The organism is Streptomyces sp. LUP30 (genome assembly GCF_001746365.1).
Classification (GTDB): Bacteria; Actinomycetota; Actinomycetes; order Streptomycetales; family Streptomycetaceae; genus Streptomyces.
This window is the reverse complement of the sequence record NZ_MJAJ01000057.1, coordinates 1-23,991: the sequence shown is the minus strand read 5'-3', so window position 1 is coordinate 23,991 and position 23,991 is coordinate 1. Positions and strand designations below refer to the sequence as shown.

The following is a 23,991-nucleotide window of genomic DNA, read 5'->3' as shown; positions in this document are numbered from 1 at the left end:
TCACACGGCCCGCTCCCACGGTCACTGCCCTCAGTCACTGCAGAAAAGCATCAAGCGGCGCACCGATGTCCCATTCCGGTGCGCCGCTTCGTCGTACCGACCATTCCGACGCCCCGGAGGACACATCCATGGACGCTTCCGTCATCGTCGCCGGCGCAGGTCCCACCGGACTCATGCTCGCCGGGGAACTACGGCTTGCGGGAGTCGACGTCATCGTGCTGGACCGGCTCGGGGAGCGCACCGGCGAGTCCCGCGGGCTGGGCTTCACGACCCGGACGATGGAGGTCTTCGACCAGCGCGGGCTGCTGCACCGCTTCGGCGACATGGGCACCAGCAACGCCGGCCACTTCGGCGGCCTGCCGGTCGACTTCGGCGTCCTCGACAGCATTCACCAGGCGGCCAAGACCGTGCCCCAGTCGGACACCGAGACGATGCTCGAGGACTGGGTGCGCGAGTTGGGCGCCGACCTGCGGCGCGGCCACGAACTGGTCACCCTGCGCGACCACGGCGACCACGTCGAGGCCGAGGTCCGCGGTCCCGACGGCGAGGAGAGCCGGCTGACGGCGTCCTACCTGGTGGGGTGCGACGGCGGCCGCAGCACGGTGCGCAAGGCCTCCGGCTTCGACTTCCCGGGCACCGCGGCGACCATGGAGATGTACCTGGCGGACATCAAGGGCGTGGACCTGAAGCCGCGGCTGATCGGCGAGACGTACACCGGCGGCATGGTCATGTGCGGACCGCTCGGCGACCGCGGCGTCACCCGCATCATCGTCTGCGAGCGCGGCACACCGCCGCGCCGGCGCACCGAGCCGCCGTCGTACGCCGAGGTGGCCGCCGCCTGGCAGCGGATCACCGGGATCGACATCTCCCACGCCGAGCACGAGTGGGTCAGCGCGTTCGGCGACGCGACGCGGCTCGCCACCGAGTACCGGCGGGGCCGGGTGCTGCTCGCCGGGGACGCCGCGCACATCCATCTGCCGGCCGGCGGTCAGGGCATGAACACCGGCATCCAGGACGCCGTGAACCTGGGCTGGAAGCTGGCGGCCGTGGTCCGCGGCACCGCACCCGAGGAACTGCTGGACACCTACCACGGTGAACGGCACGCGGTGGGCGAGCGGCTGATGACGAACACCAGGGCGCAGGGCCTGCTGTTCCTCAGCGGCGACGAGATCCAGCCGCTGCGCGACGTGATGGCGGAACTGATCCGGTACGAGGAGGTCAGCCGCCATCTCGCCGGCATGGTGAGCGGCCTGGAGATCCGCTACGACGTCGGCCGGGGCGGCCACCCGCTGCTGGGCCTGCGGATGCCGCACCTGGAGCTGGTCGGCGACCGGCGCAAGACCAGCAGCACCGAACTGCTGCGCGCGGGGCGGGGCGTGCTGCTCGACCTGGCGGACACCGCCGTCCTGCGCGACCGTGCGGCCGGGTGGTCGGACCGGGTGGACATCGTGACCGCGCAGCCGCACGCCGTGGCGGCCGACGGTCCGCTCGCGGACACCTCGGCGGTGCTGGTGCGGCCCGACGGGCACGTGGCGTGGGCCGCGCCCGGCAGCCATCACGATCTGCCCATGGCACTCGAGCGCTGGTTCGGACCGTCCCGGACACAGCAGTCCTGACAAGGAGAATCTCATGCACAGCACGTTGATCGTGGCCCGGATGGAACCCCATTCGGCCGAGGACGTCGCCCGCCTGTTCACCGAGTTCGACGGCACGGAGATGCCGCAGAGAATGGGCACCCGGCGCCGGCAGCTCTTCACGTACCGGGGGCTGTACTTCCACCTCCAGGACTTCGACTCCGAGGACGGCGGCGAGCGGATAGAGGCGGCCAAGGAGGACCCGCGGTTCGTCGGCATCAGCCAGGACCTGAAGCCCTTCATCACCGCCTACGACCCCGCCACCTGGCGCTCCCCCGCCGATGCCATGGCACAGCGCTTCTACCACTGGACCGCCCTGTGAGTGGCCCCTACGGCCGACGGGTCGTGATCACCGGCCTCGGCGTCACCGCGCCCGGCGGCGTGGGCGCCAAGAACTTCTGGAGCCTGCTGTCCGAGGGGCGCACCGCGACCCGGCGCATCAGCTTCTTCGACCCCTCGCCGTTCCGCTCGCAGGTCGCCGCCGAGGTCGACTTCGACGCCGAACTGCTGGGGCTGGGCGCCCAGGAGGTCAGGCGGATGGACCGGGCCGCGCAGTTCGCGGTGGTCACCGCGCGCGAGGCGGTGGCGGACAGCGGACTCGCGTTCGACTCCCTCGACCCGCACCGCACCGGCGTCACCATCGGCAGCGCGGTCGGCGCGACGATGGGGCTCGACGAGGAGTACCGGACCGTCAGCGACAGCGGACGGCTCGAACTCGTCGACCACGAGTACGCGGTCCCGCACCTCTACAACTACCTGGTGCCCAGTTCCTTCGCCACCGAGGTGGCCTGGGCGGTGGGCGCCGAGGGCCCGACCACGGTGGTCTCCACCGGCTGCACCTCCGGCCTCGACGCCGTGGGATACGCCGCCGAGCTGATCCGCGAGGGATCGGCCGACGTCATGGTGGCCGGCGCGGCGGACGCACCGATCTCGCCCATCACCGTGGCCTGCTTCGACGCCATCAAGGCGACCACCTCGCGCAACGACGACCCGGAGCACGCCTCCCGCCCGTTCGACGGAACGCGCAACGGGTTCGTGCTGGGCGAGGGTTCGGCCGTCTTCGTCCTGGAGGACCTGGACAGCGCACGGCGCCGCGGCGCCCATGTGTACGCGGAGATCGCCGGATACGCCACGCGCAGCAACGCCTTCCACATGACGGGTCTGCGCCCCGACGGACGCGAGATGGCCGAGGCGATCCGGGTCGCCCTGGACGAGGCGCGACTCGCCCCGCAGGCGGTCGACTACATCAACGCGCACGGGTCGGGGACCAAGCAGAACGACCGGCACGAGACCGCCGCGTTCAAGCGCAGTCTCGGCGAGCACGCCTACGCCGTGCCGGTCAGCTCCATCAAGTCGATGGTCGGGCACTCCCTGGGCGCCATCGGCTCGATCGAGATCGCGGCGAGCGTGCTGGCGATGGAGAACGGCGTCGTGCCGCCCACCGCCAACCTGCACACGCCCGACCCCGAGTGCGATCTCGACTACGTGCCGCTCACCGCGCGGGACTGGAAGACCGACGCCGTGCTGTCCGTGGGCAGCGGATTCGGCGGGTTCCAGAGCGCGATGGTGCTCGCCCGTCCCGATCGGAGGACCGTATGAGCGCGACCGGCGTCCGGGTCGCCGTCACCGGGCTGGGCGTGGTCGCCCCCAACGGCCTGGGCGCCGAGACCTACTGGGCGGCCACCCGCAAGGGCAGCAGCGGCATCGGCCGGATCTCGCGCTTCGTCCCCGACCGGTATCCGAGCCGGCTGGCCGGTGAGATCGAGGGGTTCGCCGCGGCGGAGCATCTGCCGGGCCGCCTGCTGCCGCAGACCGACCGGATGACCCAGCTCGCGCTGGTGGCCGCCGACTGGGCGTTCGAGGACGCCGCGGTGCGCCCCGGGGAGCTGCCCGAGTTCGAGATGGGCGTGATCACGGCCAGCTCGTCGGGCGGCTTCGAGTTCGGCCAGCGCGAGTTGCAGGCCCTGTGGAGCCAGGGCAGCCGCTACGTCAGCGCGTACCAGTCGTTCGCCTGGTTCTACGCCGTCAACAGCGGCCAGATCTCCATCCGCAACGGCATGCGCGGCCCGAGCGGCGTGGTCGTCAGCGACCAGGCGGGCGGGCTCGACGCGGTCGCGCAGGCGCGGCGGCAGATCCGCAAGGGCACCCGGCTGGTGATGTCGGGCGCCGTCGACGCCTCGATCTGCCCCTGGGGCTGGGTCGCCCAGATGGCGAGCAACCGGCTGAGCACGAGCAGCGACCCGGAACGGGCCTACCTGCCCTTCGACGCGGCGGCGGCCGGCCACGTGGCCGGCGAGGGCGGCGCCCTGCTGGTGCTGGAGGAGCTGGAGCAGGCCCGGGCCCGGGGCGCGAAGCAGATCTACGGCGAGATCGCCGGATACGGCTCCACCCTCGACCCCCGCCCGGGCAGCGGACGGCCCGCGGGTCTGCGCAAGGCCGTCGAACTGGCCCTGGCGGACGCCGGCATGACGCCCCGTGACATCGACGTGGTGTTCGCCGACGCGGCCGCGATCCCCGAACTGGACCGGATCGAGGCGGCGGCGATCACCGAGGTCTTCGGGGCCCGGGCGGTGCCGGTGACGGCGCCCAAGACGATGACCGGGCGGCTCTACTCGGGAGCGGCTCCCCTGGACCTCGCCGCCGCGTTCCTCGCCATGCGGGACGGGGTTATCCCGCCGTCCGTCGGCGTCCGCCCCTCCCCCGAGTACGACCTCGACCTGGTCGTCGACCAGGAACGGACCGCCACGGTGCGCTCCGCCCTGGTGATCGCCCGCGGCTACGGCGGTTTCAACTCCGCGGTCGTGGTGCGCGCCGCCGCATAGGGCCCGCCCGTCGGCGAGCGGCGGCGGTCACCCGGCTCGCGGAGGACCGGCGTGACCCCACTCCCCACCCCAGCGACGAAAGGACACTCACCCATGCCCTCCCACGAGTTCACCCTCGACGACCTCCGGCGCATCCTGCGTGACGGCGCCGGCGCGGACGAATCCGCCGACCTCGACGGGGACATCGCCGACACCGACTTCGAGTCGCTGGGCTACGAGTCCCTGGCGATGCTGGAGACCGGCGGGCGCATCGAGCGCGAGTTCGGCATCACGCTGGACGACGACGCGCTGACCGACGCCAGGACCCCGCGCGAGCTGGTCGCGGTCGTCAACTCCCTCCTGGTGCCCGCCGAGATCGGCTAGCCCCGGCCCCCCTGCCGCGCCGCCGGTTCCCACCGGTCACCGTCGATGCCTCCGGCGGGCACCGGCGGCGCGCCCTGCCCGCGCTCTCCTCCCCTTCGCCCTCTGGCGCCTCCCACCCTTTCCAGGAGACAGACATGACGCAGCACAATCCGAAGGTCGCCCTCGTCACGGGCGCGACCAGCGGCATCGGCCTGGCGGTGACCCGGCTGCTGGCCGAGCAGGGCCACCGGGTGTTCCTCTGCGCCCGCACCGAGGACGGCGTGACCCGTACGGTCAAGGAACTCCTCGACGACGGGCTGGAGGTGGACGGCGCCCCCTGCGACGTCCGCTCGGCGGACGACGTCAAGCGGTTCGTGCGCCAGGCGGTCGAACGGTTCGGCACCATCGACGTCCTCGTCAACAACGCGGGCCGTTCCGGCGGCGGAGTCACCGCCGACATCACCGACGAACTCTGGCACGACGTCATCGACACCAACCTCAACAGCGTCTTCCTGATGACGCGCGAGGTGCTCACCGCGGGCGGCATGCGCGACAAGGACCGCGGCCGGATCATCAACGTCGCCTCCACCGCGGGCAAGCAGGGCGTGGTGCTGGGCGCGCCCTACTCGGCTTCCAAGCACGGCGTCGTCGGTCTCACCAAGGCGCTCGGCAACGAGCTGGCGCCCACCGGCATCACCGTCAACGCGGTCTGCCCCGGCTATGTCGAGACGCCGATGGCGCAGCGGGTGCGCCAGGGCTACGCCGCCGCGTACGAGACCAGCGAGGACGCCATTCTCCAGAAGTTCCAGGCGAAGATCCCGCTCGGCCGCTACTCGACGCCGGAGGAGGTCGCGGGCCTGGTCGGCTATCTGGCGTCCGACACCGCCGCCTCCATCACCTCCCAGGCGCTGAACGTCTGCGGCGGCCTGGGCAACTTCTGAGACACGGAGGAGAGCACATCATGACGACCCGTCAGGTCGAGCACGCCGTCACCGTCGAGGCCCCGGCCGCCGCCGTCTACCGGCTGATCGCCGAGGTGGAGAACTGGCCCCGGATCTTCCCGCCCACCCTCTATGTCGACCACGTCGAACGCGGCGCCCGCGAGGAGCGCATCCGCATCTGGGCCACCGCCAACGGCGCGGCGAAGAACTGGACGTCGCGCCGCACCCTGGACCCCGAGAGCCTGCGGATCACCTTCCGCCAGGAGGTCTCCACCCCGCCGGTCGCCGCCATGGGCGGCACCTGGATCATCGAGCCGCTGACCGGCACGTCGTCGCGGGTGCGGCTGCTGCACGACTACCGGGCCGTCGACGACGACCCGGACGGACTGAAGTGGATCGACGAGGCGGTCGACCGCAACTCCCGTTCGGAGCTGGCCGCGCTGAAGACCAACGTCGAACTCGCCCACGCCTCGCAGGAGATCACGTTCTCCTTCGAGGACACCGTGCAGATCGCCGGCGCGGCCAAGGACGCATACGACTTCGTCAACGAGGCCGGACTGTGGGCGGAGCGGCTGCCGCACGTGGCCTCGGTCCGATTCTCGGAGGACACCCCGGGGTTGCAGGCACTGGAGATGGACACGCGCGCCAAGGACGGCTCGACGCACACGACGAAGTCGTACCGGGTGGTGTTCCCGCACCACACGATCGCGTACAAGCAGGTCACCCTGCCCGCGCTGATGACCCTGCACACCGGCCGCTGGACGTTCGCGGAGAACGACGGCGGCGTCGCCGCGACCTCGCAGCACACCGTGGTCCTCAACACGGCGAACATCGCCTCGGTCCTGGGGCCCGACGCGAGCGTCGCCGACGCCCGGGAGTACGTCCGCGGAGCGCTGAGCGCCAACAGCCGCGCCACTTTGGGCCACGCCAAGGACTACGCCGAGAACAAGCGCTGACCATGGTCACGCTGGACACCGATGTGCTCGTCGTCGGCGCCGGACCGGTCGGCCTGCTGCTCGCCGGCGAGCTGCGCGCCGGCGGGGCACGGGTGACCGTGCTGGAGCGGCTGACCGAGCCCACCACCGAGTCGCGGGCGTCGATCCTGCACGCCCGCACCATGGAACTGCTGCACGCGCGGGGCCTGGTCGAGCGGCTCGGGCCGCCGCCCGACGCGGGTCCCGGCCACTTCGGCGGCATCCCCCTCGACCTGGCCGAGGCGGGCGACAGCCCCTACGCCGGCCAGTGGAAGGCGCCGCAGACCCGCCTCGAGGCCGTACTCGCGAAGTGGGCGGCCGGCCTCGGGGCCGAGGTGCGGCGCGGCCACACGGTGACCGCCCTGGTCGAGGCGCCCGACCGGGTGCACGTCGTCGCGACCACGCCGACGGGCGGGCGGCTGCGGCTCGGCGCCGCGTTCGTCGTCGGCTGCGACGGCGAGGAGAGCGCCGTTCGGCGGCTGGCCGGCTTCGCGTTCCCCGGCGCCGGCCCCACCAAGGAGCTGCTGCGTGCGGACCTGGCGGGCGTCGAGCTGAGGGAGCGGCGCTTCGAGCGGCACGCGGACGGCGTGGCCAACGCCCGCCGCGGACCGGACGGCGTCACCCGCATCATGGTGCACGCCTTCGACCGGGTCCCCGGCGACGCGAAGACCCCCTCCTTCGAGGAGGTCTGCGCGGTGTGGGCCCAGGTCACGGGCGAAGACATCAGCGGCGCCGAGCCGGTCTGGCTCAACGCGTTCCACAACGCCCGGCGGCAGGCCGCCCGTTACCGCATCGGCCGGGTGTTCCTCGCCGGGGACGCCGCGCACGTCCAGCTGCCGGTGGGCGGGCAGGCCCTCAACCTCGGCCTGCAGGACGCCGCGGACCTCGGCGGAAAGCTCGCCGCGCACCTCGCCGGGCGGGCCGGCGAAGAGCTGCTCGACACCTACCACGCCGTCCGCCATCCGGTGGGCGCGCGCGTGCTCGGCAACATCGAGGCGCAGGCCCAGCTGCTGTTCGGCGGGCCCGAACTGGACGGCGTGCGAACGGTGTTGCGGGAGCTGCTCGGCCTCGCCCCGGCCCGCCGTCACCTCGCCGCGATGATCAGCGGGCTCGACGGCGGCGGCCCGGCCGTGACGGGCGCCGGCGGCCCGGTCGTCCACGGCGCTCCCGGGCCGGGCGCTCCCGGACCGAATCGTCAGCACACCACGCACAGGAGGAACCCCATGGGCAAACTGACCGGAAAGACCGCGCTCGTCACCGGCTCCAGCCGCGGCATCGGCCGGGCCACGGCGATCCGGCTGGCCCGCGAGGGGGCGCTCGTCGCGGTGCACTGCTCCGCCAACCGCGCGGCCGCCGGCGAGACCGTCGCCGCCATCGAGAAGGAGGGCGGCCGGGCCTTCGCGGTACTGGCCGAGCTCGGGGCGCCCGGCGACGTCCACGAGCTGTTCCTGGCGCTGGAGCGGGAGCTGAAGGAACGCACCGGCGCCACCACGCTCGACATCCTGGTGAACAACGCCGGCGTCATGGGCGGTGTGGCCCCGGAGGAGCTCACGCCCGAGGCGTTCGACCGGCTCTTCGCCGTCAACGCCAAGGCGCCGTACTTCCTCGTGCAGCGCGCGCTGCGGAACCTCCCCGACGGCGGCCGGATCATCAACATCTCCTCGGGACTGACCCGTGTCGCCAACCCGCAGGAGGTGGCGTACGCGATGACCAAGGGCGCGATCGACCAGCTCACCCTGCACTTCGCCAAGCACCTCGGCCCCCGCGGCATCACCGTCAACAGCGTGGGTCCGGGCATCACCGACAACGGCAGCCCGGTCTTCGACGACCCGCAGGCGGTGGCGGCCATGGCGAACTACTCCGTGTTCGGCCGGGTCGGCGAGACCCGGGACGTCGCGGACGTGGTGGCCTTCCTCGCCGGTGACGACTCCCGCTGGATCACCGGCTCCTACCTGGACGCCAGCGGCGGCACACTGCTCGGCTGAGCGGGCGGACGGCCAAGCGCATGACGACGATCCCCTCCCCGCCGGCGACCCGCACCGACGCCGGACGGCGGGCCCTGCTCTTCGTCCTCGCCGGCAACATGCTCATCGACGCCCTGGAGGTCTCCGTCGTCCTGGTCGCCCTGCCGGCGATGGAGCGGGACCTCGGCCTGTCGACGCTCGGCGGCCAGTGGGTGATGAGCGGCTTCGCGGCCGGTTTCGCGGCGCTGCTGCTGCTCGGTCCGCGCCTCGTCGCCCGGTGGGGCCGACGGCGGGTGTACCTGGCGGCGCTGCCGGTGTTCATCGCCGCCTCGGTGGCCGGCGGACTGACCGACCAGGGCGCCGTGCTGATCGCCACCCGGGTGGTCAAGGGCATGTGCGCCGCGCTGACCGCGCCCACCGGGCTCGCGATCATCAGCACCGCGTTCCGTCCGGGAGCCGAGCAGCGCCGGGCGGTGTCGGTGTACTCGCTCTTCGGGGCGACCGGGTTCACCGCGGGACTGCTGTGCTCGGGAGCGCTCACCGAGCTGAGCTGGCGCTGGAACACGGTGTTCCCGGCCCCGGTCGCCCTGGTGCTGCTGGCGGCCGGGTTCCGGCTCATCCCCCGCGACGCGGCGCCGGCGCCCGCCCCACCGCTTCGGGCGACCCTGGCACGGCTGCTGCACAACGGTCCGTTCCGGCGCTCGGCGGTGTGCGCGGCCACCCTCAACGGCACGTATCTGAGCCTGCTGATGCTGCTCGTCCACCGGCTGCACTACCAGTGGGGGTGGAGCTCGTGGCGCACGGCGCTCGCGCTCCTGCCGGCCTGTCTGCCCCTGGCGCTCGCGCTGCCCTTCGCCGGCCGGATGGTGGGGCGCTTCGGCACCGAACGACTGATCAGGGCCGGGAGCTGTGCCGCGGCGCTCGGCTGCGTGAGCGCCCTGCTCACCGGAGAGCACGGGACGTACGCCACCACGGTGCTGCCCGCGCTGCTGCTCGTCGAGACCGGTTTCGTGCTGTCCTTCGCCGCCCTCAACCTCCAGGCCACGGCCGGGATTCCGGCCGAGCACCGCCCGGGCGCGGTGCCGGTCTACCAGACGGCCGTACAGCTGGGAGCGGTGCTCGCGCTGCCGGCCACGGCCGTGGCCGCGTCCGTCGACGCCGGCCGAGCGGGCGCGCTCGCGTTCCTCACCGCCGTGTCGGCGACGGGCGCGCTCGTCGCCTGCACCGCCCGCACCCGCGGGGCGGACGCCGCGCCCTGAAGCGCCGCGGGCGCGCCGCGCCCGCGCCCGTGCGCAGGCGCCCCGTGCCCCCCTTCTCACTCCCGCGTAAGCGAACACGAACGGAGTCCCTCGATGCGTGTCCTGTTCACCATCTTTCCGGCGACGGCACACCTGTATCCCGTCGTGCCGCTGGCCTGGGCGCTGCAGAGCGCCGGGCACGAGGTCGTCGTGGCGAGCCATGCGGGCGTCGTGGACCCGGGGGTGATCGCGAACATCAGCGCCGCGGGGCTCACGGCCGTGCCGCTGGGAAGTTCGGAGGAGTTGCCGGAGGCGCTGGGCAAGAACACGGGCGACGCCAAGCCGGACCGCCCCACGCTCGCTTTCGACGCGTGCGAACCGGAGGAGTCGCAGGGCTGGCGCACGGCGCGCTCGATCTTCACGGGCATGTTCAGGATGCACTACCCCGAGCCCGCGGAGCCGGGAGGCCGCAGGCCCGTGCTGGACAACCTGATCGACTTCGCCCGCGCCTGGCAGCCCGATCTGGTGCTGTGGGACCCGCTGATGTTCCCCGCGCCGATCGCCGCGCGGCTCAGCGGCGCCGCGCACGCCCGTCTGGTCTGGGGCACGGACAACATCGCCGTGATCCACGAGCGCACCAAGCGGGAACTGGCGGACCCGCAAGCGGAGTTGACCGAGCACCCCTGGCTGGGCTGGTACGGCCCGATCCTGGAGCGGTACGGGCTGGAGTTCAGCGACGAGATGCTGCTCGGCCAGTGGACCCTCGACCTGACGCAGTCCAGGATGCGCCGGCCGCTCGACCTGACGTACATCCCGGTGCGGCGGGTCCCCTACAACGGCGCGGCCTCCCTCCCCACCTGGCTGCACCACCGGCCCGAACGCCCGCGCGTGGTGCTGACCCTGGGGGTGAGCCGCCGCAAGATCTTCGGCAAGTACAGCGGCTTCCCCATGCGCGAGTTCTTCGACTCGGTGTCCGCCCTGGACATCGAGGTCGTCGCCACCCTCAACAGCGAACAGCTCGCCGCGGTGGGCGCCCTGCCCGACAACGTGCGCACGGTCGAGTACGTGCCGCTCAACCAGGTCCTGCCGACCAGTTCGGCGGTCATCCACCACGGCGGGGGCGGGACCTTCTCGGCCGCCGTCGCCTACCAGGTGCCCCAGCTCGTGGTGCCCCTGCCGATGTGGGACGAGATGGTCACGGCCCGCTACGTCGAGGACATGGGCGCGGGCCTGGTCGCCGATCCCGAGACGCTGGACGTCACGGGACTGCACAAGCAGCTCGTGCGGCTCCTGGAGGACCCGTCGTTCGCCCTCGGCGCGCGCCGGCTGTACGACGAGATGCTCGCCGCGCCCGCGCCGAAGGACGTCGTCCCTCTGCTGGAGCGCCTGACGGCCGAACGCCGCTGACCTCGCCCGAGAGGCCGGAGAGGACTGTCCGTCAGATGCGCGTACTGGTGATCGCCACCCCTGTACCGACCCATTTCCTGCCTGTGGTGCCCCTGCTGTGGGCGCTGCGGTCGGCCGGCCACGAGGTGACGGTGCTGGGGCAGCCCGATGTGCTCGGCGCGGTCCGGGCCTGCGGACTGACCGGCGTCGGCGTGGGCGAGTCGTTCGACGTCAACGCCATGCTGTTGAGGAACCTGCCCGCGGAGCAACGGCCCCTGCAGGCCCGTCCCCGTCCGGCCCCCGAACTGCTCGGCGGGTACGGCAGGCTGTGGTGGGCCCATGCCGCAGCGCTGCTCGACCGCTACACCGGCCTGGCCGAGGAGTACGGGCCCGAGCTGATCCTGGCCGACCCGCTGGAGTACTGCTCCCTGATCATCGGCGCCCGGCTGGGCGTGCCGGTCGTGCACCACCGCTGGACGGTGGACGCCATCTCCGGCCCCGCCCGGCGCTTCGTGCGCGCCGACGTCCGGGAGCCGGCCGAGCGGCTCGGTCCGGCCGGGCTGCCGGACCCGACGGTGCTGCTCGACCCGTGCCCGCCGAGCCTGCGGATACCGGGCGGCGAACCGGGCGTGCCGATCAGGTACGTGCCCTACAGCGGGGGCGCCGAGACGCCGGCCTGGGTGCGCACGGACCCCGGCCCGGGAGCCGGGCGGCGGCGCGTCGCCGTCTCGCTGGGCAACACGCCGGCCCTGCACGGCGGGCGTTTCGTCCGCGACCTGCTGCACGCCCTCGCGGCCCGGCGCGACGCCGAGATCCTCGTGACGCTGCCTGAGCCCCACCGCTCGGCGGTCGGGCCGCTGCCGGCGAACGTGACGGCCGTGGACCCGCTGCCCCTGCACCTGTTCCTCGCCACCTGCGACGCGATGGTCCACCACGGCGGCGCCGGCACGGCAATGACCGCCACGGCGTTCGGGCTGCCGCAGCTGGCGCTGCCCCAGCTGGCGGACCACTTCCCGCTGGCCGACCGGCTCGCCGCGACCGGCGCGGGGCTGTCGCTCGACACGGCGGCGCAGCAGGACGACCCGCGGCTCGTCGGCCGGGCCCTGGACGAGCTGCTGTCCGATCCGCGCCACGCCGGGTCGGCCCGTCTCCTGGCCGCGGAGATGGCCGCGATGCCGTCCCCCGCCGCCGTGGCCGCCGACCTGGAACGGCTCGCGGGAGCAACCACGGAACCCAGAGAGGCGAGCGTGCCGTGCATATCGAGGAAATGAAACTGCCCGGGACCTTCCTGATCACACCCGACCAGATTCCGGACGAGCGCGGGACGTTCTACGAGTCCCTGCGCAGCGATGCGCTGGAGAGCGCCACCGGCGTCGCCTTCCGGCCCCAGCAGATCAACTACTCCGTGTCGAGACGGCACACGCTGCGGGGCATCCACAGCGTGCGCATCCCGCCCGGCCAGGCCAAGTTCGTCACCTGCGTCCGCGGCGCGCTGCGCGACATCGTCGTGGACCTGCGGATCGGCTCACCGACCTTCGGCGAGCACCAGGTCAACGAACTCGACGCGGACTCCGGCAGGTCCGTCTACGTCCCCGAGGGCGTGGGCCATGGATTCCTCGCGCTCAGCGACGACGCCTGCATCTGCTACGTCGTCTCCACCGCGTACGTGCCGGGCACGCAGATCGACGTCGATCCGCTCGATCCGGAGCTCGATCTGCCCTGGAACTGCCCCGGCATCCCCCTCATCTCGGACAAGGACGCGAAGGCGCCGACCGTGGCCGAGGCCGTACGGGCAGGCCTCCTGCCCCGATTCCACAAGGCAGGGACTCCGTGAGAATGCTCTTCGTGGCGGCGGGCAGTCCGGCGACGGTCTTCGCCCTGGCGCCGCTCGCCACCGCCGCCCGCAACGCGGGCCACCAGGTGGTCATGGCCGCGAACGACGACATGGTCCCGGTCATCACCTCCTCGGGGCTGCCGGGCATCGCGACCACCGATCTGCCGATCCGGCACTTCATCACCACGGACCGGGCCGGCAACCCCGAGACGATTCCCTCCGATCCGGCCGAGCAGGCGCTGTTCACCGGGCGCTGGTTCGCCCGCATGGCGGCCTCGAGCCTGCCGCGGATGCTGGAGTTCTGCCGCGCCTGGCGGCCCGACGTGATCGTCGGGGGCACGATGAGCTACGTCGCCCCGCTGCTCGCCCTGCACCTGGGCGTGCCGCATGTGCGCCAGACCTGGGACGCCATCGAGGCCGACGGCATCCACCCCGGCGCCGACGCCGAACTCGCGCCCGAGCTGGCGGAATTCGAGCTCGACCGGCTGCCCGACCCTGACGTGTTCGTGGACGTCTGCCCGCCGAGCCTGCGGCCGCCCGGCGCCGCACCGGCCCGGCCGATGCGCTACGTGCCGGCGAACGGCCAGCGGCGACTGGAACCGTGGATGTACCGCCGGGGCGAGCGCCGCCGCGTCCTGGTGACGTCCGGCAGCCGGGTCGCCAAGGAGAGTTACGACCAGAACTTCGCCTTTCTGCGCGGCCTCGCCAAGGACGTCGCCGCCTGGGACGTCGAGCTGATCGTCGCCGCGCCCGAACCGGTCGCCGAGGCCCTGCGCGACGAACTGCCCGGTGTCCGGGCCGGGTGGGTGCCCCTCGACGTGGTGGCGCCCACCTGCGATCTGCTCGTGCACCACGGGGGCGGTGTCAGCACTCTGACCGGACTGAACGCCGGTGTGCCCCAACTGCTCGTTCCCAAGGGCGCCGTACTGGAGAAGCCGGCCCGTCGCGTCGCCGACCTCGGGGCCGCGATCACGCTGCTGCCCGGCGAGGACTCGGCCGACGCGATCGCGGACTCCTGCCAGGAACTGCTGTCCAAGGACGGATACGGCGAGCGGGCCCGCGAGCTCTCCCGGGAGATCGCCGCCATGCCCTCGCCCGCGAGCGTGCTCGACGCGCTCGAACCGGCATGAATACACGAACCGAGAGGACCTCTCGATGAAGGCTCTGGTGCTCGCCGGCGGATCAGGAACCCGCCTGCGGCCTTTCAGCTATTCGATGCCCAAACAACTCATCCCCATCGCCAACACCCCCGTGCTGGTGCACGTACTCAAAGCCGTCCGAGAGCTGGGGGTGAGCGAGGTCGGCGTCATCGTCGGCAACCGCGGCCCCGAGATCGAGGCCGTGCTCGGTGACGGCGCCCGGTTCGGGGTGCGCCTCGTCTACATCCCCCAGGACGCGCCGCTCGGACTGGCCCACACCGTGTCCCTCGCCCGCGGCTTCCTCGGCGACGACGACTTCGTGATGTACCTCGGCGACAACATGCTGCCCGACGGAGTCGTCGAGATCGCCGAGGACTTCAACCGGCAGCGGCCGGCCGCCCAGGTCGTCGTGCACAAGGTCGCCGACCCGCGCTCCTTCGGGGTCGCCGAACTCGGCCCCGACGGCGAGGTGCTGCGCCTGGTGGAGAAGCCGCAGCACCCGCGCAGCGACATGGCCCTGATCGGCGTGTACTTCTTCACCGCCGCCATCCACGAGGCGGTGGCCGCCATCGCGCCCAGCGCCCGCGGCGAACTGGAGATCACCGACGCCGTCCAGTGGCTGGTCGCCTCCGGCGCGGACGTCCGCGCCAGGATCTACGACGGCTACTGGAAGGACACCGGGAAGGTCGAGGACGTCCTGGAGTGCAACAGCCATCTCCTGGACGGCCTGACCCCGCGCGTCGACGGACAGGTCGACGCCGACAGCGTGCTCGTCGGCCGGGTCGTGGTCGAGGCGGGCGCGCGCGTCGTACGGTCCCGGGTCGAGGGGCCGGCGATCATCGGCGCCGGCACGGTCCTGCAGGACAGCCATGTCGGCCCGCACACCTCCATCGGGCGCGACTGCACGGTGACGGACAGCCGGCTGGAGGGCTCCATCGCCCTGGACGAGGCGACGGTCACCGGAGTGCGCGGACTGCGCAACTCGCTCATCGGGCGCGCCGCGTCCGTCGGCACCACCGGCCCGGGCACGGGCCATCACTGCCTGGTCGTGGGAGATCACACCCGAGTGGAGGTCGCGGCATGAGGATCCTGGTCACCGGAGCGGCCGGCTTCATCGGCTCGCACTTCGTGCGCAGCCTGCTGGCCGACACGTACACCGGCTGGGAGGGCGCCCAGGTCACCGCCCTGGACAAGCTGACCTACGCCGGCAACCGCGAGAACCTGCCCGCCTCGCACGAACGGCTGGTGTTCGTCCGCGGCGACGTCTGCGACCGCAACCTGCTGCGCGAACTGCTGCCCGGCCACGACGCCGTGGTCCACTTCGCGGCCGAGTCCCACGTCGACCGCTCCCTGGAGGGCGCCGGCGAGTTCTTCCGTACGAACGTCCTGGGCACCCAGACCCTGCTGGACGCCGTGCTGGAGAGCGGGATCGAGCGGGTCGTGCACGTCTCCACGGACGAGGTGTACGGCTCGATCGACGAGGGCTCCTGGACCGAGCAGTGGCCGCTGGCGCCCAACTCCCCCTACGCCGCCTCCAAGGCCGGTTCGGACCTGGTCGCACGAGCGTACTGGCGCACCCACGGCGTGGATCTGTCGATCACCCGCTGCTCCAACAACTACGGGCCCTACCAGCACCCCGAGAAGGTCATCCCGCTGTTCGTCACCAACCTTCTGGAGGGCCGCCAGGTCCCGCTGTACGGCGACGGCCGCAACGTCCGCGAGTGGCTGCACGTGGACGACCACTGCCGTGGCATCCACCTGGTGCTCAACGGGGGGCGAGCGGGCGAGGTCTACAACATCGGCGGCGGCAACGAGTACAGCAACCTCGCCCTGACCGAACGGCTGCTGGAGCTGACCGGCGCGGGCGAGGAGATGATCCGCCGCGTCGCGGACCGCAAGGCGCACGACCTGCGCTACTCGATCGACGAGTCGAAGATCCGCGAGCAGCTCGGCTACGCGCCGCAGACCGACTTCGCCACGGGCCTGGCCGACACGGTCGCCTGGTACCGGGACAACCCGGACTGGTGGAAGGCCGTCAAGCACGGAACGAGCCGTGCGGTCTGAGCCTCGGCCGGTGGCCGGGCTCTCGGTCGTGGTCCTCGGCGGCACCGGTTTCCTGGGCCGCCGCATCGGCGCGGCGTGCGCCGCGGACGGCGCCCGGGTGCATCTGGTCTCCCGCCGCGCACCGGCCGACTCCGCGCGGGCCGTCGGTCCGGGCGGGTCGGCCGTGGGCCTGGACCTGGCCACGGCGTCGCCGCGGGAGATCGCGGCGGTCCTGTCGGCCGCCGGCGCCGACGTCGTGGTCAACGCGGCCGGCCGGGCCTGGCAGGCCGACGAGGCGCAGATGGCCGCGGGAAACGCCGAACTGGTCGAGCGGGTCGTCACGGCGCTCGCCGCGCTGCCCGGTCCGCCGGCACGGCTGGTCCAGCTCGGCACCGTCCACGAGTACGGGGCGGGAGCCCCGGACGCGGCCACCGGCGAGGAGCACGAGCCCGACCCCGTCACCCCGTACGGCCGCACCAAGCTCGCGGGCACACGCGCCGTGCTGCGTGCCCGGCGTGAGCAGGGGGTGGACGGCGTGGTGCTCCGGCTCGCGAACGTGATCGGCGCCGGGGTTCCGCAGGGCAGTCTCTTCGGCCGGGTCGCGGCGCACCTCGGCGCCGCCGCCCGGGCCGCCGCGCGCGGCGAGGAGCCGGCCGAACTGCGCCTTCCGGCGCTGCGCGCGGCCCGCGACCTGGTGGACGCCGACGACGTCACCGCTGCGGTGCTGGCCGCTGCCACCGCGCCGGAGGCGGACGTCGCCGGTCAGGTGATCAACGTGGGCCGTGGCACGGCCGTCCCGATGCGCGCGCTCGTCGACCGGATGATCGCGCTCAGCGGGCTCCGGCTGCCGGTGGTGGAGGCCGCCGGCGGACCGGACTCGCGCACCGACGTCCCCTGGCAGTGCCTGGACGTCTCGCGCGCGCGGCGCCTGCTGGGCTGGCAACCGCTGCGCAGCCTCGACGACTCCCTGCGCGAGCTGCTCGCCTCCGTACTGCCGCCGGAGCACTCCCGGCCCGGCACACCACTCGTGATGACGGCCGACGCACCGGCCCATGAAGGGATACGACCATGAGCGACCGCAAGGACCTGGTACTCGACGGCGTCCGCGAGTTCCACCGAGAGGCCTCCCCCGCCCAGGAGTTCATCCCCGGCACGACGGAGATCTGGCCGTCCGGCGCCGTACTGGACGAGAACGACCGGGTGGCCCTGGTGGAGGCGGCGCTGGAGATGCGCATCGCCGCCGGGACCAGCTCCCGCAAGTTCGAGTCGGCCTTCGCCCGACGACTCAAGCGCCGCAAGGCCCACCTCACCAACTCCGGTTCGTCCGCCAACCTGCTGGCCGTGTCGGCGCTCACCTCCCACACGCTGGAGGACCGCCGGCTGAAACCGGGCGACGAGGTCATCACCGTCGCGGCGGGCTTCCCCACCACCGTCAACCCGATCCTGCAGAACGGCCTCGTCCCGGTGTTCGTGGACGTGGACCTCACCACCTGCAACGCCACCGCCGACCGGGTGGCGGCGGCGATCGGCCCCAAGACGCGGGCCATCATCATCGCCCACGCGCTCGGCAACCCCTTCCCCGTCACGGAGATCGCCCAACTCGCCGAACAGCACGACCTGTTCCTCATCGAGGACAACTGCGACGCGGTCGGCTCGCTGTACGACGGGAAGCTCACCGGCACCTTCGGCGACCTGACGACCGTCAGCTTCTACCCGGCGCACCACCTCACCATGGGCGAGGGCGGCTGCGTCCTGACCGGCAACCTCGCCCTGGCACGGATCGTGGAGTCGCTGCGCGACTGGGGCCGGGACTGCTGGTGCGAGCCGGGCGAGAACGACCGGTGCCTGAAGCGGTTCAAGTACCAGATGGGCACGCTGCCGGCCGGTTACGACCACAAGTACATCTTCTCGCACGTCGGTTACAACCTGAAGGCCACCGACATCCAGGCCGCGCTCGGGCTGACCCAGCTGGCCAAGCTGGACTCCTTCATCGAGGCGAGGCGGCGCAACTGGCAGCGGCTGCGCGAGGGGCTGGACGGGGTTCCGGGACTCCTGCTGCCCGAGCCCACCCCACGCTCCGAGCCCAGCTGGTTCGGCTTCGTGATCACCGTGGACCCCGAGGCGCCGTTCCGCCGCGCCGAGCTGGTGGACTTCCTGGAGGAACGCAAGATCGGCACCCGTCGGCTGTTCGCGGGCAACCTGACCCGCCACCCGGCCTACACCCACCAGCCGCACCGGATCGTGGGCGAGCTGACGAACAGCGACCTCATCACCGAGCACACCTTCTGGATCGGGGTCTACCCGGCGCTCACCGACGAGATGCTGGACTACGTCACCGCCTCGATCAAGGAGTTCGTGGCCACGCACGGCTGAGCCTGAACGGCCCTCCTACCCCACAGAGATCGGGACGACGACGTATGGACATTGTGGGAACCGGTTTCCTGGCGCGGAACCTGCGTCCACTGGCCGGCCGGCACTCGGACACCGTGGCCCTGGCCGCGGGGGTGTCCTGGGCGAGCGGCACCTCGGACGCGGACTTCGCCCGCGAGGCCGCGCTGGTGGGCGAGGTCGCGAAGCGGTGCGCCGCCGACGGACGGCGGGTGCTCTTCTTCTCGACCGCGGCGACCGGAATGTACGGGCTCGCCGAGGGACCCGGCAGGGAGGACGTCCCGGTGACGCCCTGCACGCCCTACGGCGCGCACAAGCTCGCCCTGGAGGATCTGCTGCGCGACACGGGCGCCGACCACCTGATCCTGCGGCTGGGACATCTGGTCGGCCCCGACCAGCCCGAGCACCAGCTGCTGCCCACGCTGGTGCGGCAGTTGCGCGAGGGCGTGGTCCGCGTGCACCGCGGCGCGGCCCGCGACCTGATCGACGTCGACGACGTCATCACCGTCGTGGACCGTCTGCTCGCCGCGGACCTGCGCTCCGAGACGGTCAACGTGGCGTCCGGTTTCGCGGTTCCCGTCGAGGACGTCGTCGACCTGCTCGCCGGGGCCCTCGGGCTCGAGGCGCGCAAGGAGTACCTCGACACGGGCGGCCGCCAGCACGTGATCTCCACGGAGAAGCTGCGCGCCCTGGTACCGCAGGTCGCGCAGATGGGCTTCGGCCCCGACTACCACCGGCGGATCCTCGGCGACTTCACGGCATCCGTGTACGTCCGGCAGGACTGACAAGAGAAGGGCGACGACGCTCCCGTCATGACTCACCACAGGACGAAGCGCGCAACGACCGTACTGCTGGCCGCCGTGCTGCTGGCCGGCTTCCAGGGGCCCTCCCTCGCGGTCCCGTCACTCCTCGCCCCGGACCCGCGGGCCGCCCCGGACGTGCACGCGGTCCGGGCGTCCGGGACGGCCCACACCGTCGACCTCGTCTCGACCGCCGACGGCCTCACCGCACCGGCGACCACCCGGCCCGGCCTGACGACCTTCCGCGCCTCGACCACCCAGCCGGGCAAGGGCTGGATCGGGCTGGCCCGGCTGACGGACGGCGCCGACTGGAACGACTTCCTGGGCGCCCTCTCGCGCGCCCTGTCCAACACGCCGTCCGAGGTCCCGCAGGGGGCGAAGGACCTGGATGCGACCGCCGCCCTGCTCGGCGGCCTGGTGATCCAGCCCGGCCTGCCGGGCTCGTTCACCCAGCGTCTCTCCCCGGGCAGATACCTGCTGTTCGACTACCTGGCCGCAGGCGACGCGCAGCCGCGCTACCGCTGGCTGACCGTCTCCGGCGGCGCCGTCGACCAGGGCCTGGCGCCGACCGCGACGATCGTGTCGCGGAACGTGCCCGGCGTGGGCCCGCGCTTCGAGGTCCGCGGCACGCTGCGGGCCGGCCGGCCCCTGCGGTACGTCAACGAGATCCCCGGCCAGGTCAACGAGCTGCTGTTCGTGAAGATCGCGGAGGGCACCACCGAAGCCGGCCTCAAGGCGTACTTCGACGCCCTTCCCGACGACGGAACGCTGCCGCCCGACTCCCCGTTCCGCTCGGCGAGCCTGGGGAGCCTGCACCTGTCCACGGACCGGTCGTCGGTGGTCCAGGTCCCCCTGGAAAGCACCCGCTACGCCGCGCTGACCTGGTCGAAGGACGCCACGGACGGCCTCAGGCTCGTCAAGAAGGGCCTGTTCACCATCGTCGACGTCGGATGAGCCGTACGCCACGCGCCCGGACACATCAGACACATCGAACACGGAGAGTTCTCTGATGCTGCCTCTCATCCCCCAACCGCGCGACGACGCGAAGCTCGCGGACCGGCTCGCGCTGTCGGCCGCCACCACCCGGGGCGCGCACCTGGCCACCGACGGCTTCGCCGACTGGCTCGCCGAGCGGGGCCGCGCCAACGCCTTCCGCGTGGAGCGGATACCCTTCGGCCGCCTGGACGGCTGGTCGTTCCACGACACCACCGGCAACCTCCTGCACCGCAGCGGCCGCTTCTTCACCGTCGAGGGCCTGCACGTCACCGAGCGCGGCGGTCCCTACGGCGACGGCCCGTACGCCGAATGGCACCAGCCCATCATCAAGCAGCCCGAGGTCGGCATCCTGGGGATCCTGGGCAAGGAGTTCGACGGGGTCCTGCACTTCCTGATGCAGGCGAAGATGGAGCCCGGCAACCCGAACCTGCTCCAGCTGTCCCCGACCGTGCAGGCCACCCGCAGCAACTACACCAAGGTCCACCAGGGCGCGGACGTGAAGTATCTGGAGCACTTCGTCGGCCCGGGCCGCGGCCGGGTCGTCGCGGACGTCCTGCAGTCCGAGCACGGCTCGTGGTTCTTCCGTAAGTCGAACCGCAACATGATCGTGCTGACGGACGACGACGTCCCGCTCCTCGACGACTTCTGCTGGCTCACGCTCGGGCAGATAGCGGAGCTGCTGCACCGGGACAACGTCGTCAACATGGACTCCCGCACCGTCCTGTCCTGCCTGCCCGTCCCCGAGGCGACGGCCGATGCGCTGCTGTCCGACGTCCAGTTGCTGTCCTGGATCACCGGTGAGCGCTCCCGGCACGACGTGCACGCCGAACGTGTGCCGCTGGCCGGACTGCCCGGCTGGCGGCGCGACGAGATGACCGTCGAGCACGAGGAGGGCCGCTACTTCAAGGTGGTGGCGGTGGCCGTGCAGGCCGGGAACCGCGAGGTCACCGGCTGGACCCAGCCGCTGTTCGAGCCCGTCGGCCTCGGCGTCACCGCCTTCCTCACCCGCACTCTCGAGGGCGTGCCCCACGTCCTGGTGCACGCCCGGGTCGAGGGCGGGTTCCTCGACACCGTCGAGCTGGGCCCCACGGTGCAGTACACCCCGGGCAACTACGCCCATCTGCCCGAGAAGGAGCGCCCGCCGTTCCTCGACACCGTGCTCGCGGCGCCGGCGGACCGCATCCGGTACGACGCCGTGCACTCGGAGGAGGGCGGCCGGTTCCTCAACGCCGAGAGCCGGTACCTGCTCGTCGAGGCCGACGAGCGGGATGTGCCGTCCGACCCTCCGGCCGGCTACGCCTGGGTCACCCCGGACCAGCTCACCTGGCTGGTGCGCCACGGCCACTACCTCAACGTCCAGGCCCGCACCCTCGTGGCCTGCCTCAACGCGGCCGCGGCGCGGGCGCGATGAGCGGCCCGCTGCGCATCGGGGTGCTCGGCTGCGCGGACATCGCGCTGCGGCGGATGATGCCGGCGTTCGCCGCCTCCCCCGATCTGGAGCTCGCCGCGGTCGCCAGCCGCGACCCGGCCCGAGCCGAGGAGGCAGGCCGGCGCTTCGGCTGCCGTCCGGTGCACGGGTACGCCGAACTGCTGCACGCCGACGAGGTCCAGGCGGTGTACGTACCGCTGCCCGCCGCGCTGCACGCCCCCTGGGTGGAGGCGGCGCTGAACGCGGGCAAGCACGTGCTGGCCGAGAAGCCCCTGACGACGGACCCGGAGAGCACCGAGCGGCTCCTGGATCTCGCCGCGAAGCAGGGTGTGGCCCTGATGGAGAACGTCATGTTCGTCCATCATCCGCGGCACGAGGCGGTGCGGCGCCTGGTCGCCGAGGGGCGGATCGGCGAACTCCGTTCCCTACGGGCGGAGTTCGCCATCCCACCGCTCGCCGACGACGACATCCGGTACTCCGCCGGGCTCGGCGGGGGCGCGCTCGCGGACGTCGGCCTCTACCCGCTGCGGGCGGCCCTGCACTTCCTCGGAGACGGTCTCGAGGTGGTCGGCGCGCGTCTGACCCGGGGCCCCGGGCGGGAGGTAGAGACCGCGGGGGCCGCGCTGCTGGCCACTCCCGACGGGGTCACCGCAACCCTCGTCTTCGGCATGGAGCACGCCTATCTCTCCAGGTACGAACTGTGGGGCAGCGAGGGCCGCATCACCGTGGACCGGGCCTTCACCCCGCCGGCAGACCTCGTGCCCGTGATCGGTCTGCACCGCGGCTCCGAGACGGAGGAGATCCGGCTGGAGCCCGCCGACCAGGTCGCGGCCACGGTCGCCGCGTTCGTCACCGCGGTCCGCGCCGGAGCGGCCCCGCGCGCGGACACCCTGCGGCAGGCCGTTCTGCTGGACGACGTGCGCCGTCGTTCGGCATGACGGCCGCGCACCGGCCGCAACCGTCCCTGGACCGGGGCGACCTGGCCGTCTGGCTGCTGACGCCGTCCCGGCTGGCGCCGCCGGCGTGGGACGAACTCGACACGGCCGAGCGACGCCGTGCGGACGCCTTCCGGCTGCGCGGCGACCGCACCCTGTACGCGGCCGCGCACATCGCGCTGCGCCGGCTGGGCGGGTACCTGCGCACGCCGGCCCGGGAGCAGGCGTTCGCCCGGGCGGACTGTCCCCGGCGCGGCGGTCCGCACGGCCGCCCGGTGCTGGTGGGCGCCGGACCCGACGCCCCGCACTTCTCGCTGTCGCACAGCCGGGGCGCGGTCCTCGTCGGCGTGGCCCGCGCTCCGGTGGGCGTCGACGTCGAGAGGCTGCCCCGCCCGGAGCGGGTCGACGTCTGCCGGAAGGCTCTCCACCCGTGGGAGCGCGAAGAGTTGGACGCGCTTCCCGCACCGGACCGACCGGCCCGCTTCGCCCGGCTCCGGGCCCGCAAGGAGGCCTGTCTGAAGGGGACCGGCACGGGGGTCGGCGGCTGGACGTCCGAGGTGTACCTCGGCGAGGGAGGGCCGGGCGCCCCGCCGCGGCTGGACGGCTGGAGCGTCCTCGACGTCCCGTGCGGTCCGGGCCACGCGGCCGCCGTCGCGATGAAGGGAGCGGCCGTCCGCACCGCGGTGCAGCGGTTGCCGCCCGAGGCGGTGCTGGCCGGCGGCCGCGTCCCCGGCACGGATCGACTGCGGCTCGCCGGAGTACGTCATGTCCCTGATGCCGATCACGCGCTCGACGACCTCGTCGGGCGTGAGGCTCCCGATGCACGTGAGGAGGAACTCTTGTGACCGCGGTGGACGACAGGCCTCTGACGGCGACCGAGCCCACGGATGCGCGTGGCCGGGTGGCCGAGCTGCACGAGATCCGTGCCCAGGCGCTGGCCGGCCCGAGCGAGAAGGCGACCCAGGCGCAGCACGCCAAGGGCAAGCTGACCGCCCGGGAGCGGATCGAGCTGCTGGTGGACCCGGGATCCTTCCAGGAGGTCGAGCAGTTGCGCCGGCACCGGGCGACCGGGTTCGGTCTGGAGGCCAAGCGGCCGTTCACCGACGGTGTCATCACCGGCTGGGGC

General features: G+C 72.7%; 23 protein-coding genes. All 23 read left to right on the top strand.

The window, feature by feature from the left end:
* Positions 1-128: 128 nt before the first annotated feature.
* Positions 129-1,616, top strand: a complete 1,488-nt coding sequence (locus BG482_RS33600; RefSeq protein ID WP_069772988.1) for an FAD-dependent monooxygenase — start codon at positions 129-131, stop codon at positions 1,614-1,616.
* A gap of 13 nt (positions 1,617-1,629) precedes the next feature.
* Positions 1,630-1,956, top strand: a complete 327-nt coding sequence (locus BG482_RS33595) for a TcmI family type II polyketide cyclase (protein ID WP_069772987.1) — start codon at positions 1,630-1,632, stop codon at positions 1,954-1,956.
* A complete protein-coding gene (locus BG482_RS33590; RefSeq protein ID WP_069772986.1) occupies positions 1,953-3,233 on the top strand; it encodes a beta-ketoacyl synthase in 1,281 nt (426 codons plus the stop codon). The genes BG482_RS33595 and BG482_RS33590 overlap by 4 nt, the downstream gene beginning before the upstream one ends.
* On the top strand, positions 3,230-4,456 hold the full coding sequence (locus tag BG482_RS33585; RefSeq protein ID WP_069772985.1) for a ketosynthase chain-length factor: 1,227 nt from the start codon (positions 3,230-3,232) through the stop codon (positions 4,454-4,456). Before BG482_RS33590 ends, BG482_RS33585 begins: the two co-directional genes overlap by 4 nt.
* Positions 4,457-4,549: 93 nt before the next feature.
* Positions 4,550-4,819: an acyl carrier protein gene (locus BG482_RS33580; protein ID WP_069772984.1), complete on the top strand. Its 270-nt coding sequence runs from the start codon at positions 4,550-4,552 to the stop codon at positions 4,817-4,819.
* Positions 4,820-4,953: 134 nt separating this feature from the next.
* Entirely contained in the window at positions 4,954-5,739 is a 786-nt protein-coding gene (gene fabG / locus BG482_RS33575) for a 3-oxoacyl-ACP reductase FabG (protein ID WP_069772983.1), read from the top strand.
* Positions 5,740-5,759: 20 nt separating this feature from the next.
* Positions 5,760-6,695: an aromatase/cyclase gene (locus tag BG482_RS33570; RefSeq protein WP_069772982.1), complete on the top strand. Its 936-nt coding sequence runs from the start codon at positions 5,760-5,762 to the stop codon at positions 6,693-6,695.
* Between the two features lie 2 nt (positions 6,696-6,697).
* A complete protein-coding gene (locus BG482_RS33565; RefSeq protein ID WP_069772981.1) occupies positions 6,698-8,698 on the top strand; it encodes an SDR family oxidoreductase in 2,001 nt (666 codons plus the stop codon).
* A 20-nt stretch (positions 8,699-8,718) separates the two neighbouring features.
* Complete coding sequence (locus tag BG482_RS33560; protein ID WP_069772980.1) at positions 8,719-9,936, top strand: MFS transporter; 1,218 nt, start codon at positions 8,719-8,721, stop codon at positions 9,934-9,936.
* Positions 9,937-10,029: 93 nt separating this feature from the next.
* Positions 10,030-11,322: an activator-dependent family glycosyltransferase gene (locus BG482_RS33555; protein ID WP_069772979.1), complete on the top strand. Its 1,293-nt coding sequence runs from the start codon at positions 10,030-10,032 to the stop codon at positions 11,320-11,322.
* Between the two features lie 35 nt (positions 11,323-11,357).
* Positions 11,358-12,572 (top strand): nucleotide disphospho-sugar-binding domain-containing protein, encoded by a 1,215-nt coding sequence (locus tag BG482_RS33550; protein WP_069772978.1) that lies wholly within the window; start codon positions 11,358-11,360, stop codon positions 12,570-12,572.
* Positions 12,554-13,135, top strand: coding sequence for a dTDP-4-dehydrorhamnose 3,5-epimerase family protein (locus BG482_RS33545; protein ID WP_176741537.1), 582 nt, complete (start codon positions 12,554-12,556; stop codon positions 13,133-13,135). The genes BG482_RS33550 and BG482_RS33545 overlap by 19 nt, the downstream gene beginning before the upstream one ends.
* Before the next feature lie 2 nt (positions 13,136-13,137).
* Positions 13,138-14,265, top strand: a complete 1,128-nt coding sequence (locus tag BG482_RS33540; protein ID WP_079142455.1) for a nucleotide disphospho-sugar-binding domain-containing protein — start codon at positions 13,138-13,140, stop codon at positions 14,263-14,265.
* A gap of 25 nt (positions 14,266-14,290) precedes the next feature.
* Positions 14,291-15,358, top strand: coding sequence for a glucose-1-phosphate thymidylyltransferase (locus tag BG482_RS33535; RefSeq protein ID WP_069772975.1), 1,068 nt, complete (start codon positions 14,291-14,293; stop codon positions 15,356-15,358).
* Complete coding sequence (gene rfbB, locus BG482_RS33530) at positions 15,355-16,338, top strand: dTDP-glucose 4,6-dehydratase (protein ID WP_069772974.1); 984 nt, start codon at positions 15,355-15,357, stop codon at positions 16,336-16,338. Before BG482_RS33535 ends, rfbB begins: the two co-directional genes overlap by 4 nt.
* A gap of 10 nt (positions 16,339-16,348) precedes the next feature.
* Entirely contained in the window at positions 16,349-17,389 is a 1,041-nt protein-coding gene (locus BG482_RS33525; protein ID WP_069772973.1) for an NAD(P)-dependent oxidoreductase, read from the top strand.
* Complete coding sequence (rfbH, locus tag BG482_RS33520; RefSeq protein WP_069772972.1) at positions 17,386-18,690, top strand: lipopolysaccharide biosynthesis protein RfbH; 1,305 nt, start codon at positions 17,386-17,388, stop codon at positions 18,688-18,690. Before BG482_RS33525 ends, rfbH begins: the two co-directional genes overlap by 4 nt.
* Positions 18,691-18,734: 44 nt before the next feature.
* Positions 18,735-19,490, top strand: a complete 756-nt coding sequence (locus BG482_RS33515; protein WP_069772971.1) for an NAD(P)-dependent oxidoreductase — start codon at positions 18,735-18,737, stop codon at positions 19,488-19,490.
* A gap of 27 nt (positions 19,491-19,517) precedes the next feature.
* Positions 19,518-20,459 carry a hypothetical protein gene (locus tag BG482_RS33510; protein WP_079142451.1) on the top strand — a complete coding sequence of 314 codons (942 nt, stop codon included), beginning with the start codon at positions 19,518-19,520 and terminating at the stop codon, positions 20,457-20,459.
* Between the two features lie 55 nt (positions 20,460-20,514).
* Positions 20,515-21,912 carry an NDP-hexose 2,3-dehydratase family protein gene (locus BG482_RS33505; protein ID WP_069772970.1) on the top strand — a complete coding sequence of 466 codons (1,398 nt, stop codon included), beginning with the start codon at positions 20,515-20,517 and terminating at the stop codon, positions 21,910-21,912.
* Positions 21,909-22,868: a Gfo/Idh/MocA family protein gene (locus BG482_RS33500; protein ID WP_069772969.1), complete on the top strand. Its 960-nt coding sequence runs from the start codon at positions 21,909-21,911 to the stop codon at positions 22,866-22,868. Before BG482_RS33505 ends, BG482_RS33500 begins: the two co-directional genes overlap by 4 nt.
* Entirely contained in the window at positions 22,865-23,710 is an 846-nt protein-coding gene (locus tag BG482_RS33495; protein ID WP_069772968.1) for a 4'-phosphopantetheinyl transferase superfamily protein, read from the top strand. The genes BG482_RS33500 and BG482_RS33495 overlap by 4 nt, the downstream gene beginning before the upstream one ends.
* Positions 23,707-23,991: carboxyl transferase domain-containing protein (locus BG482_RS33490; RefSeq protein ID WP_306287009.1), on the top strand; the 285-nt coding region annotated here is incomplete at its 3' end. The genes BG482_RS33495 and BG482_RS33490, both read left to right, overlap by 4 nt.